The 12,786-nt window shown below is 39.7% G+C and carries 15 protein-coding genes; 9 read left to right on the forward strand and 6 right to left on the reverse strand.

Features of this window, described 5'->3' with window-relative positions; translation table 11 throughout:
* Window positions 1-8 precede the first annotated feature (8 nt).
* From PARC_RS15510 to yacG, 5 genes are all read left to right on the forward strand, one after another.
* On the forward strand, window positions 9-1,232 hold the full coding sequence (locus PARC_RS15510; protein ID WP_010553352.1) for a type II secretion system F family protein: 1,224 nt from the start codon (window positions 9-11) through the stop codon (window positions 1,230-1,232).
* Window positions 1,233-1,295: 63 nt separating this feature from the next.
* Window positions 1,296-2,189, forward strand: coding sequence for a prepilin peptidase (locus PARC_RS15515; protein WP_010553353.1), 894 nt, complete (start codon window positions 1,296-1,298; stop codon window positions 2,187-2,189).
* 1 nt (window position 2,190) lies between these two features.
* Window positions 2,191-2,832 carry a dephospho-CoA kinase gene (gene coaE, locus PARC_RS15520; RefSeq protein WP_010553354.1) on the forward strand — a complete coding sequence of 214 codons (642 nt, stop codon included), beginning with the start codon at window positions 2,191-2,193 and terminating at the stop codon, window positions 2,830-2,832.
* Between the two features lie 126 nt (window positions 2,833-2,958).
* A complete protein-coding gene (pilB, locus tag PARC_RS15525; protein WP_010553355.1) occupies window positions 2,959-4,635 on the forward strand; it encodes a type IV-A pilus assembly ATPase PilB in 1,677 nt (558 codons plus the stop codon).
* Window positions 4,636-4,749: 114 nt separating this feature from the next.
* On the forward strand, window positions 4,750-4,980 hold the full coding sequence (gene yacG, locus PARC_RS15530) for a DNA gyrase inhibitor YacG (protein WP_007586146.1): 231 nt from the start codon (window positions 4,750-4,752) through the stop codon (window positions 4,978-4,980).
* A 71-nt stretch (window positions 4,981-5,051) separates the two neighbouring features.
* On the opposite strand, the gene PARC_RS15535 is transcribed toward yacG, so the two are convergent.
* Window positions 5,052-5,540, reverse strand: a complete 489-nt coding sequence (locus PARC_RS15535) for a Spy/CpxP family protein refolding chaperone (RefSeq protein WP_010553356.1) — start codon at window positions 5,538-5,540, stop codon at window positions 5,052-5,054.
* A gap of 177 nt (window positions 5,541-5,717) precedes the next feature.
* Between PARC_RS15535 and PARC_RS15540 the strand changes: the two genes are divergently transcribed.
* Genes PARC_RS15540 through PARC_RS15550 form a run of 3 tightly spaced genes read left to right on the forward strand, consistent with a single transcriptional unit; the run spans window position 5,718 to window position 8,751 of the window.
* Window positions 5,718-6,407 (forward strand): response regulator, encoded by a 690-nt coding sequence (locus PARC_RS15540; protein WP_007586150.1) that lies wholly within the window; start codon window positions 5,718-5,720, stop codon window positions 6,405-6,407.
* Window positions 6,385-7,800 carry an ATP-binding protein gene (locus PARC_RS15545; RefSeq protein ID WP_010553357.1) on the forward strand — a complete coding sequence of 472 codons (1,416 nt, stop codon included), beginning with the start codon at window positions 6,385-6,387 and terminating at the stop codon, window positions 7,798-7,800. Before PARC_RS15540 ends, PARC_RS15545 begins: the two co-directional genes overlap by 23 nt.
* 3 nt (window positions 7,801-7,803) lie before the next feature.
* Window positions 7,804-8,751 (forward strand): alpha/beta fold hydrolase, encoded by a 948-nt coding sequence (locus PARC_RS15550; RefSeq protein ID WP_010553358.1) that lies wholly within the window; start codon window positions 7,804-7,806, stop codon window positions 8,749-8,751.
* Here the strand turns inward: PARC_RS15550 and PARC_RS15555 are convergent.
* A complete protein-coding gene (locus PARC_RS15555; RefSeq protein WP_010553359.1) occupies window positions 8,711-9,628 on the reverse strand; it encodes a cation diffusion facilitator family transporter in 918 nt (305 codons plus the stop codon). The genes PARC_RS15550 and PARC_RS15555 overlap by 41 nt on opposite strands.
* Before the next feature lie 110 nt (window positions 9,629-9,738).
* On the opposite strand from PARC_RS15555, the gene trmL reads away from it, so the two are divergent.
* Window positions 9,739-10,203, forward strand: coding sequence for a tRNA (uridine(34)/cytosine(34)/5-carboxymethylaminomethyluridine(34)-2'-O)-methyltransferase TrmL (gene trmL / locus PARC_RS15560; protein ID WP_007582820.1), 465 nt, complete (start codon window positions 9,739-9,741; stop codon window positions 10,201-10,203).
* Window positions 10,204-10,272: 69 nt separating this feature from the next.
* On the opposite strand, the gene gpsA is transcribed toward trmL, so the two are convergent.
* From gpsA to PARC_RS15580, 4 genes are read right to left on the reverse strand one after another with little or no spacing between them, the layout of a single operon-like run.
* Window positions 10,273-11,280 carry an NAD(P)H-dependent glycerol-3-phosphate dehydrogenase gene (gene gpsA, locus PARC_RS15565; RefSeq protein ID WP_007582822.1) on the reverse strand — a complete coding sequence of 336 codons (1,008 nt, stop codon included), beginning with the start codon at window positions 11,278-11,280 and terminating at the stop codon, window positions 10,273-10,275.
* 3 nt (window positions 11,281-11,283) lie between these two features.
* Complete coding sequence (gene secB / locus PARC_RS15570; protein ID WP_010553360.1) at window positions 11,284-11,769, reverse strand: protein-export chaperone SecB; 486 nt, start codon at window positions 11,767-11,769, stop codon at window positions 11,284-11,286.
* Between the two features lie 34 nt (window positions 11,770-11,803).
* Window positions 11,804-12,061 carry a glutaredoxin 3 gene (grxC, locus tag PARC_RS15575; protein WP_002957783.1) on the reverse strand — a complete coding sequence of 86 codons (258 nt, stop codon included), beginning with the start codon at window positions 12,059-12,061 and terminating at the stop codon, window positions 11,804-11,806.
* 31 nt (window positions 12,062-12,092) lie between these two features.
* Window positions 12,093-12,524: a rhodanese-like domain-containing protein gene (locus tag PARC_RS15580; protein WP_002957784.1), complete on the reverse strand. Its 432-nt coding sequence runs from the start codon at window positions 12,522-12,524 to the stop codon at window positions 12,093-12,095.
* Between the last annotated feature and the right edge of the window lie 262 nt (window positions 12,525-12,786).

Genomic DNA, 12,786 nt, shown 5'->3' on the forward strand with positions numbered 1-12,786 from the left:
TGATATTTATGAAAAATGAAAAAAAAAGCTTAGATACTTTCCAATGGATTGGTGTTAGTGCAAGAGGAAAGCGTCTTGAAGGTGAGCTTACAGGAAACAGTATTGCATTAGTAAAAGCTCAGCTTAGAAAACAAGGCATTACTCCTTCCAAAGTAAAGCGCAAAGCAAAACCATTATTTGGTATTCAAAACACCCAAAAAATAACGCCAAAAGATATCGCATTAGTTACTCGCCAAATTGCGACCATGCTAATGGCAGGGGTACCATTAATACAGTCTATAGAGATGATTGGCACTGGTTCGACTAACAAGAGCGTTGCCAAGTTAATGGTGACTATTGCTGATGAAGTAAAAGCAGGCCAGCCACTATCAACCGCACTTCGAAAACACCCTCGCTATTTTGATGATTTATACTGTGACTTAGTCGCATCGGGCGAGCAATCAGGTGCGCTTGATAGAATATTTGATCGTGTCGCTATCTATAAAGAAAAATCTGAAGCCTTAAAATCAAAAATTAAAAAGGCCATGTTTTACCCTGTAGCGGTATTAGTTGTTGCTGTTATTGTTACCTCCATATTATTAATATTTGTAGTACCTCAATTTAAAGAAATATTTGACGGTTTTGGCGCAGAGTTACCAGCTTTTACTTTATTTGTAATTGGTATATCGGAATTTATGCAAGCATATTGGTGGGTTGCACTAATTACTGTAGTTACAGCTGGATGGATATTTAAAGAAGCAAAACTAAGAAGTTTAAAACTCAGAGATGCAACCGACAGAACCATTCTTAAACTCCCTGTAATTGGCATGATATTAAATAAAGCAGCTGTTGCTCGCTATGCACGAACTCTTTCGACCACCTTTGCGGCTGGTGTGCCATTAGTCGATGCGCTTGATTCTGCTGCCGGAGCTTCAGGTAATGCTGTTTATCGCTATGCTATTTTAGATATCAAAGTAGAAGTGAGCTCTGGTAATCAGATGAACTGGGCAATGCGTAACTCAAAAATATTTCCTGATATGGTAATACAAATGGTCGCTATTGGTGAGGAGTCTGGCTCACTAGACGGTATGCTCGCAAAAGTAGCTACTATTTACGAGCAAGAAGTTGACGATGCAGTAGACGGCCTTTCAAGTCTACTTGAGCCACTTATTATGGCCGTACTAGGTGTACTTGTTGGTGGCTTAATTATCGCGATGTATTTACCTATTTTTCAACTTGGTTCTGTCGTCTGATTTTTACTTTATTTAAATAATTAAAAACAAACTATTTAAATTCGCTATTTTCTGGTTTTTTATATGCAAAGTATTATAGAAGTAATGCAAAGCCAATTGTGGTTTTATTTAACAACAGTTGGCTTAGTCAGTTTATGTATTGGTAGTTTTTTAAATGTGGTTATTTATCGCTTACCGTTGATGATGCAACGTGAGTGGCAAAGTGAATGTAGACTGTTGTTAGAAGATGAACTTACAGCTAATAAATCTAAACAAGCCAATATCAATAAGCCTTTTAACTTAGTAAAACCCAACTCTACCTGCCCTAAATGCAAAACAGCCATTAAGCCTTGGCAGAATATTCCTATTATTAGTTGGTTAATACTTAAAGGTAAATGCGCAAGCTGCAGTAATCCTATTTCGGTCCGATACCCTGCTGTAGAGCTAATTACTGCCCTATTAAGTTTAATTGTTGCCTACAGCTTTGGTACGACCGAGCAAGCCCTTTTATATATTTTTGTAACGTGGATTTTAGTAGCACTAACCTTTATTGATATTGACCACATGCTACTGCCGGATCAGCTTACACTTCCGCTTGTTTGGCTTGCACTTATTGCTTCTGTAATGGGTTACACAATTACACCAACCGATGCAATTATTGGCGCGGCTTGTGGTTATTTAAGTCTATGGAGCGTGTTTTGGCTATTTAAGTTATTAACCGGTAAAGAAGGCATGGGTTATGGCGACTTTAAACTACTCGCTGTATTTGGGGCATTACTTGGCTGGCAGTCATTACTTACTATTATTCTGCTTTCGAGCATAGTAGGTGCCATTATAGGTATTGCGCTGTTGAGCATACAAGGTAAAGACAAAGCGACCCCTATCCCTTTTGGCCCTTATTTAGCGATAGCAGGCTGGATCACTATGCTTTGGGGCAACCAAATTCAAGGCGCTTATTTTAATTTAATAGGTTATTAAAATGAGTGAGCAAATTACTAAAGTAAACAGCTGGGTATTAGGTTTAACAGGCGGTATTGGCTGTGGCAAAACGGCCGTAAGCAATATGTTTGAAGAGCTTGGTATTACAATAGTTGATGCCGATATAATTGCGCGCGAAGTAGTACTCCCAAATAGCAAAGGGCTAAAAGCGATTACAGCCCACTTTGGTGAACATATTTTATTGCCTGATGGCACATTAAATAGAGCAGCGCTGCGCGCAAAAATATTTTCTAACAACAATGACAAAGAATGGCTTAATGCGTTACTGCACCCTCTTATACGGATAAAAATACTAAACGATTTAAATAATGCAACTAGCCCTTATGTTGTTTTAGTAGCGCCTTTATTGTTTGAAAACAACCTTGATAAATATTGCGACCATACCCTACTTATTGACGTACCAACCTCAGTACAAATAGCGCGTACGGCAAAACGTGACAACACAAGTAGTGAGCAAGTTAAAAGTATTATTGCCTCGCAAATGTCACGTGCCGATAAGCAGCAAAAAGCTGATGATATTTTAAATAACGACCGTAGTTTAAACCTAGTGCATATAGAACTTGTTGATCTACATAAAAAGTACCTACAATATGCATTACACAACAAAACTAACTCACATTAACACTGTCCTAACTCACACAAACTCGTATTTTAGTTAGTAAAATCACAACAAAGAATGAAAGGTGATGTAATCCCCTTCTTTTTTCTGATAAATTGCTTACTATTGAAGGAATAAAACAGGTGCGCAATGAATATTAACTCACCGTTATTGAGAAAATTTATAACCCTTGGCCGTATTGATGCCGACACGGTTAAAAACAAACAAAATGAATTTGCCTCAACAGCTGAGCTTATTTCTAAATGTGGAAAAATCGATAGTAAAGATTTAGCTGAACAATGTATTGATTTGTTTCGCGTACCTTATTTTGATTTAAAAGATTTCGACCCTACAAAAATCCCGGCCGATCTTGTAAAAGAAAAACTCATACGTAAACATCACATTTTGCCGCTTGTTCAAAAAGATCGAAAAGTTTATATAGCAGCATCAGACCCAACAGATTACGGCGCATTCGAAAACTTTGAGTTTAGTACCGGTCTTTCATGCGAAATTGTTGTTGTTGATTATATTCAACTCGATACCAAAATCGAGCAATTACTAGATGCTACTGGCAGCTTAAATTTAACTGATGACGAGTTTCAGGAATTTGCTGATTTAGACTCAGAAAGCCAAAGAGATACAGCACCACAAGATGACGATAAAGATGATGCACCTATCATCGTTTACATCAACAAAATTTTAATGGATGCCATTAAAAAAGGTGCCTCTGATTTACACTTTGAACCGTATGAGCACAAGTACCGTATCCGCTTTCGTATTGATGGCATTTTGCATGAAGTGGCAAGCCCACCTAATACATTAGCAACCAAGCTTTCTGCACGTATTAAAGTAATGTCGCGACTCGATATTGCCGAAAAACGCAAACCACAAGATGGTCGTATAAAACTAAAAATTACTGAACGCAAAAGTATCGACTTTCGTGTAAGTACTATGCCTACCTTGTGGGGCGAAAAAATAGTAATGCGTATCCTTGATTCATCAAGCGCTATGTTAGGCATTGATGTATTAGGCTATGAGCCTGAGCAGAAAAAGCTCTATATGGATGCACTTGCCCAGCCTCAAGGGATGATATTAGTAACAGGGCCAACGGGTTCTGGTAAAACAGTATCGCTATACACAGGTTTAAATATATTAAACCAGCCAGAGCGCAATATTAGTACTGCGGAAGATCCGGTTGAGATTAACCTTGAAGGTGTAAACCAAGTACAAATTAACATTAAAGCCGATATGACTTTTGCCAATGCACTGCGTGCATTTTTACGTCAAGATCCTGATGTAGTTATGGTAGGTGAAATACGTGACCTAGAAACCGCAGAAATATCAATAAAAGCGGCGCAAACAGGTCACTTGGTTTTATCAACATTGCATACAAACTCAGCGCCGGAAACAATCACTCGTTTATTAAATATGGGTGTGCCGGCTTATAACGTAGCAAGTTCAATCAGCTTAATAATAGCCCAACGTCTAGCACGTCGCTTGTGCCCTAAATGTAAAACGCCAGAACAACTTCCAAGTGAAGAACTGGCTCGCCAAGGATTTACCGCCAAGCAAATTGAAGAAATGACGTTATATACGCCTAAAGGGTGTGATAGCTGTACTGATGGTTACAAAGGGCGTGTGGGTATTTACGAAGTAATGCAAATTACTCCTGAAATTGCCCAAATTATTATGCGCGGTGGTAACTCGCTTGAAATAGCAGACGTATCACTTAAAGCCGGATTTAATAATTTACGTTTATCGGGTTTACGCAAAGCAGCCGATGGCCTTACATCCCTTGGTGAAATTAATCGCGTAACTAATTTTTAAAGATCCATAGTAAAAGCTACAAGGTTCTGAATACTAAATTCAGAGCCTTACTTATACCTAGAGACTCATATCTAAGTAATGTAAAATGCAGAAAAAGATTGTAAAGAGTAAATTATGCCTACTATTGTAAACTGCCCAACCTGTAAAACTAAAGTTGAATGGTCAGAGCAAAGCCCATTTCGCCCTTTTTGCTCAAAGCGCTGTCAGCTAATTGACTTAGGTGAATGGTCGTTTGAAAATAACAGAATTTCTGCACCAATCACCTCGGCTGAAGAGTTTAGCCAAGACATGATTGAAGATATTGAAGCTATGCTGGCTAAAAATGAAGATGACTTTTTTAAGTAATTTATCTTCATTATGCCCTAAATACGAAAACCAGCATTAAGCTGGTTTTTTAGTATTTACAAAAAGTATAATTAACTTTTTTGTTTACTGTGCTTTTTATTCATACGCTTTTGCATTTTAGCAAATTTCTCTTTTTGCTCAGCGTTAAGTACTTGCATTACTTGGTGTTGCGTTTTTAGTTTAATTAAACCAAATTGCTCACCTTTTTCGCGGCGTTCATTTAATAGCTCTTTTGCTGCATTTTCGTCAAATGTTGCCGCCGAAAGTAATGCATCCATTTTAGCTTTATGCGCTTCACGCATCGCTTTACGGGCTTCTTTATCGTCGCCACGCAACGCTTTCATTTGTGTTTTTTGCGCTTCAAAAATAGCTTTTAGCTTAGTTTGCTGCTCATCTGTTAAGCTTAATTTTTCAACGCCGCGCTCAGAAAGTAAAAAGCGAGCTTGAGAATGGCCTTGTTTATGTCCGTCGCCTTTAGCTAATACGCTACCAGCACCAAGCGTTGCTGTTGCTAAGCCACAGATAAGTACTAATTTTGAAAGTGTGTTTAATTTAGTCATAATCATTACCTTAATATTGAATTGGTTGGTTGAGCGATTGTGGCTGCTAAGCCAGTGAGTTAACTATACCTAACTCAATGCAAAGTAACGCAAAGCAGTGTAAAGGTTGTGTAAAGATTCACCTTTGCACTATTTAGCGGGTAAAATAACGCTATAAACAACTCTAAGGGTTTGTAAATGAAACTATTAATGATTGATGACGATACTGGTCTTTGCGAGCTATTAAGTGAATATTTAACTGCCCAAGGGTTTGAAATACAAAGCGTACACGACGGTGAGCAGGGCCTTAAACTAGCACAAGCAAATGACTACGCCCTTATATTGCTAGATGTAATGTTACCAACGCTTGATGGTTTTGAAGTGCTTAAACAACTTAGGCAAACAAAACTCACACCGGTAATAATGCTTACTGCAAAAGGTGAAGACTTTGACCGTATTTTTGGCCTAGAGCTAGGCGCTGATGATTACATTCCAAAGCCTTTTAATCATCGTGAATTACTAGCCCGCGTAAAAGCAATAACACGCCGTATTGAGCACATTAATAGCTTAAATGCAGCTACAACGAGTAAGTTACTCGTTAATGGTATTACTGTTAACCTTGCTGCGCGAGAGGCCTCAATCGACGGCTCTACACTGACTCTTACTGGTACAGAGTACGAAATACTCACGCTATTGTGTAAAAATGCAGGCGAAGTGGTTAGTAAAGAGCAAATTAGCGAAGAAGTGCTAGGCAGGCGCTTAGCTTCTTTTGATCGCTCTATCGATATGCATGTAAGTAATATCCGTAAAAAAATAGCTGAGCATATTCCAGGTGAGCGAATTAAAACAATGCGAGGTACGGGCTATGTCTTTATCCAAGGCGAATAAAAGCACTTACTTTGCTTGGTTAAAACACCCTGGGCACTACCTGTTTTTTAAAGTATTTATTTGGTTTTGGTTAACTATAATCGGCACCGTAGCAGCGCTTATATTTTTAAGTAATATAACCGCTATTAATGCGGTATCTAACGAGCCACTTTATGGCCCGATGAAAAAAAACCTAATATACACCGCCAAAAGTATTGAGCGTACTGCCATTAAACATAAGCGCAGCCTAAGTGAAGTATTAGTACACCCTCGCCTATCAAAGCGTAAACTTTTATACTTAAGCGCAGCTCAAAGCGAGGACTCTCTTAGTAGTAAAGAGGTGCCAGAGAGCATCGATTTAAGTTTATTAAATTTCACTCAAAATATGTCACCGCAAATTATTTTCACTGAAAAATATCAAGCCTTCGGCCCTGTTAATATAAACGTGCCTGAAGGGAGTTTTTATCTTTACGAAATAGATATTAACCATCAACCACCGCTAATAATGCGCTTTAAGCTTATGCCTAATTGGATGAAAATAGTCATCGCAATTGTTGCATCTCTCATTTTAAGCTTTGTATTTAGCCGTAACTTAATAGCCCCTATAAATAGCCTTAAAAAAGCGGCAATTAAACTATCAGCGGGTAACCTAAGCGCAAGAGCCGACATTTCTGTAAACCGAAAAGATGAGCTAGGAATACTAGGGCGAGATTTTAACAGCATGGCTAATCAGTTAGAGCTTTTAATCAGCTCACAAAAACGCTTATTAGCCGACATATCACATGAATTACGATCGCCTCTTACACGTTTAAAAATGGCTACCGGACTTGCACAAATGCAAGCTAACGACGCTAGCCAATCGTATTTATTACGCATAGAAAAAGAAGCAAACCAACTCGATAAGATGATTGCCGACGTGCTGCAAGTTTCTCGCTTAGAAGCAAAAAGCCAAGCGCTTTCACTGCAAAAACAATCATTACAAATAATTGTAGATCACGTTATTAATGATGCGCAGTTTGAAGCAAAACAAAATAATAAGCAGCTAAATATAGTGGGCGCTGTAGACGTAAATATTAATTGCGACGAAGGCCTTATTGCCAGTGCGCTTGAAAACCTATTGCGCAACGCTATTAAATACGCAAATAATACAATTAGCATTACTCTAAAGCATGCTGATGCCATTTATATAGAAATATGTGACGATGGCTCTGGTGTGCCAGATGATCAACTGAGCAAGCTTTGCGAGCCCTTTTTTAGACAGTCAGATGCGCGGGATCGCGTAAGTGGTGGCACGGGGTTAGGTCTGGCGATTGCTAAAAATGCTATTACTGCGCATGGCGGCAGTTTAGTATTATCAAATAAAGAACAAGGTGGCTTGTGTGCTAATATAACCTTGCCATTAATAAAAGAGTAAAGCATGTTTTATAGTAGTGAGCGTGAGCTTAAGAGTAATCAAATAACAATTAATAACTTTTATAAAAACACGCTAATTAAAGCTTATTTAGATACACCTAACGGGCAATTATTTTATGCTTATGCCATACCAGATAAAGCCAAAAATGCCATTGTAATAAGCTCTGGGCGCCTTGAAGGGTTAGATAAATATAAAGAGTTGTTATGGGAGCTGTATAACAATAATTTTGCCATATTCATAGCCGATCACCAAGGACAAGGCCGCTCTTATCGCCACCTACTAAATAAGCACAAAGGCCATGTTAATCAATTTAAAGATTACAGCGCAGACCTAAACTTATTTAATACACAAATAGTGGATACTCATTGGCAAGGTAAAAAGGTGTTAGTGAGTCATTCAATGGGCGGCGCCATAGCATTTGACTATCTTGCGCATTTCGAACACAATTTTAGTGGCGCGTTTTTATCAGCGCCTATGCTTGATATTTATACAAAAAATACACCAAAGCCTTTAGCTAAATTAATAGCAAGTACTGCAACCCTTTTGGGTCAAAAAGACAATTACGCACTAGGGCAAACCGATTACATACCCGATGAGTTTGCTACAAATGTATTAACCAGCAGCCCAGTGCGTTACGAGCTATTTAGGCAAACATATCAAGAAGAGCCATTACTACAGCTCGGCGGTGTTACTTACGGCTGGCTAAATGCGACGTTTGCATTTATAACTTCGGTGGATAACTTAAGTGTGACTATTCCACTTTATATTGCCAGTGCACAAAACGACGAAGTGGTTGATAACAATGCCCAATATAAATTAGCAAACAGGCACGTAAACACTGTACTTAAAAGCTTTGAAGGCGCTAAACACGAGCTGTTTTTTGAACGTGATGAAATACGCCTGCCATTACTTAAGAGCTTGTATCAGTTTTGTGAGTCGGTGACGGCTTAACAAGTACCGACAAAGGGTCGAGGTGGATCAGTATATCTACCTCAGACTCAAAGCGTTCTTTAAGCATTGCCTCTACTTCATCAGCCACATTATGTGCGCGAATCAAACTTAAATGATCATCAAGCTCTAAGTGCATTTGGATAAACTTAACTTTTCCTCCTTGCCGCGTACGAATATCATGCACACCATGTACATCACCATGGGCTCTGGCTATATCAAATATGCTTTGCTTTTCATCATCTGGCAGTTCTTTATCCATTAAATGATCGGCACTATCGCGAGCAATATCCCAGCTGTTATAAAGTAAGTAACCCGCTACACCTATCGCAAAAACAGGATCTGCATACAACACACCATAATAAGCTAACAAAATAGCTAATAGCACAGCGGCATTTAATATTAAATCACCTTTGTAATGTACTGAGTCGGCTTTTATAGCAATTGAATCGGTGTATTTAACCACCTTGTTTTGTACAAATACAATGACCAACGTACACGCAATAGCAAAAATACTTACCCACACACCTAATAAAGAATGGCTTAACTGTATAGGGTTAAATAATCGCTCAATACCATGAAAAGCAAGTAGGCAACCTGAGCCTGCAATAAACGCGGCTTGCCCAAGTCCAGCAAGTGCTTCAGCTTTACCGTGTCCAAATCTATGGTCATCATCTGCTGGGCGCAGTGCGTAACCTAGCACTAAAAAACTCATGGCGGTGGCTGTTATATCCATTAACGAATCAGTTAACGAGCCAAGCATTGAAGCCGAGCCAGAAGCCAGCCATGCCCATGTTTTTGCGCCAATCATTAAACTAACCATTACCATGGTAACAATGCTTGAAGTTTTAACCCAAAATTCGTAGCTACGGTTATGCACGTTTTAATCCGATAATTAGGAGTATTCAATAGTGTGAGTATATCATTTTTTTAAAAGGTTTCGTGTATACTGCCCTTCGTCAAACTACAGATTATTTTATAAGGCTCATTATGCTGGATATTGTTTTATACCAACCTGAAATACCGCCTAACACTGGTAATATTATTCGCCTATGTGCCAATACCGGCTATGCATTACATTTAATTGAGCCGCTAGGTTTTGAGTGGGACGATAAGCGCGTGAAACGTGCAGGACTTGATTATCATGAATTTAGTCATGTTCAACGCCATGCCTCATTTGAAGATTACCTTGAAAAATGTAAACCAAAAAAAATATATGCATGTACAACCAAAGGTAGTCAGTTTCACCATGAAGCAAGTTACGAAGCGGGTGACTGCTTGGTATTTGGCCCAGAGACTCGTGGCTTGCCTGACGATATGATCCAAGCACTGCCAAAAGAGCAGCGTGTGCGTATTCCTATGCAAGCCAATAGCCGCAGCATGAACTTATCAAACGCAGTAGCTGTGTTTGTTTACGAGTCGTGGCGCCAGTTGGGTTTTCCTAACGCGCAGTAAATAGCTTTGAGCTAAACAACAAAAAACCGACATAATGTCGGTTTTTTAGTTTTATAAACGCTTATAAAACTACTCAGAACGTTGCTCTCGGCCTAATAGCGCCATTGCAGCTTCTTTCATATCTTTATTTTCATAAAGCACTTTATAAATTTGCTCGGTAATCGGCATTTCTACACCGCTACGCTGCGCTAATAAATACACTTCTTTGGTATTTCTAAAGCCTTCCACTACTTGACCAATTGACTCAATAGCAGCATCGACGCTTTCGCCTTTACCTAACGCTAAACCAAATCGACGATTACGTGATTGGTTATCTGTACACGTTAGTATTAAATCGCCAAGGCCTGCCATTCCCATAAAAGTTTCTGGCTTAGCACCAAGAGCACAACCTAAACGAGTAAGCTCTGCAAGGCCTCGGGTGATAAGTGCGGTACGCGCATTAGCGCCAAAACCAACACCGTCCGAAATACCGGCACCAATGGCAATTACATTCTTAACCGCACCACCGAGCTGAATACCAATGAAATCATCATTGTTATACACACGGAATGAGCGACCACAATGAAGTAAATCAGCGAGCTGCTGAGCAAATTCAGGCGACGTAGAAGACACTGAAATAGCTGTAGGTGACCCCATCGCCATTTCTTTTGCAAACGTAGGACCCGACAGTACCGCAAGTGGAATATCATCACCTAATTCTTGCAAAGCCACTTCTTGTAACAAACGTCCAGTATTAGGCTCAAGCCCTTTAGTTGCCCACGCTACTTTAGCACCGTCTTGCAATGCAGGTTTAATCTGCGCAAGTGTGTCGCCAAAAGCATGGCTTGGCACAACAACAAGTACAATAGCGCTGCTAGCAACGGCGTGTTGTAAGTTAGCTTCAAGAGTAAGAGTATCTGGAAAAGGAGCATCAGGTAAGTAACGTTGATTTTTCCGCTCAGCTGCAAGCGTGGCAACGTCGTCGCTATTTCTTCCCCAAAGTGTCACGTGGTGACCATTTCGGGCTAAACAAATAGCAAGGGCGGTGCCGTAAGACCCCGCCCCTAATACAGTAACAGCTGTAGTTGCTGTACTCATAAGTTATGCGTCTGCTGAAGCCTGGTCAGCTTGCGCAGTACGTTGTTGCATGTATTGTGCAAATAACGCATCAAAATTAACTGGCGCAAGGTTAAGCTGTGGGAAAGTACCACGGTTAACAAGGTTTGAAACAGCTTCACGTGCATATGGGAACAACACGTTAGGACAAAATGCACCTAGCATGTGCGCAAGTTGCACTTCTTCAACTTCAGCAATAGTAAAAATACCTGCTTGTTGAATTTCACATAAGAACGCAGTTTCTTCACCAAGAGAAGCGGTTACAGTCAGCGCTAAAACAACTTCAAATACACCTTCGTCTAGTTTATTAGAGCGTGTATCTAGGTCTAGCTTAACTTCTGGCGTCCATTCTTTTTGAAAAATGGCCGGAGAGTTTGGCGTTTCAAACGATACATCTTTAGTGTAAATACGTTGAATAGTAAATTGTGCGCCGGCTTCTGCAGCTGCTACGTTTTGATTTTCTTCGTTCATTGTTATTCCTAACTTGTTCGTTATTATAATTAAATTAAGCGTTTAGCTTAGCGTCAAGTTTACCTTGCGCTTCAATAGCCATCATGTCGTCGCAGCCACCGATATGTTCATCATTAATAAAAATTTGCGGTACTGTGCTTGCACCACCTGCTTTGGCAATCATTTCATCGCGTAGCTCAGGCTGTACACCAATATCATAATTTGTGTATTCAACGCCTTTGCTGTTTAAAAGCGAAAGAGCACGCTGACAAAATGGACAATACGCCTTGGTGTATAAAACAACATTACTCATAATAAATCCTCTATCGGCCTAGCTAAACTGATTAGCGACCTGTTGTAGTTGGTAAGCTGGCAGATTGCCACGCACCCATGCCACCTGCTAATAAGTAAACTCGTTCAAAACCAGCTTTACTCATAGCGGCTGCAGTACCTTGGGCAGTCATACCTGTAGTACATACAACTATAATGGGTTTAGTCTTGTACTTTTCAAGGCTTGAAAAGTCAGATTTTTTCGCATTCTCTGGGCTTAAGTGCTCAGCACCAGAAATACGCCCTGCATTAAACTCTTTTTGCGCACGTATATCGATTACTTGACCGTCATCACGGTTAATAAGTAACGTAAGCTGCTGAGGATTTATTTGACGAACAGCTGAAAGCTTACTCTTTATCCAGCCACTAACAATAAGGAAAACAATACCAACCCAAGCAAGGCTTAAAATGGGATGATTTGTAATAAATTCAATATATTGATCCATTCTACTTCCACTATGAAATTATGTTTTAAACCTAGGGCGTGTTGGCCTTTGTGGATTGAAATTTGTTCAATCTAGGGGCGATTAAATCGCGGCGCGAGATTTGTAACCTAGTGGGCTAAGTAAAAACCGAGCAACAAAGAGGTAATAGTCCCTAGAAAGAACCCAACGGGCAGCGTATGTTTGGTATTTATGCTACGTTATCGCCTATTTATGGGGAGTAACCACACTTCATAGGCTCTGCCTTGCCTAAAAACCAAACATA

The sequence above is a fragment of the Pseudoalteromonas arctica A 37-1-2 genome (genome assembly GCF_000238395.3).
In the GTDB taxonomy this organism is placed as follows: domain Bacteria; phylum Pseudomonadota; class Gammaproteobacteria; order Enterobacterales; family Alteromonadaceae; genus Pseudoalteromonas; species Pseudoalteromonas arctica.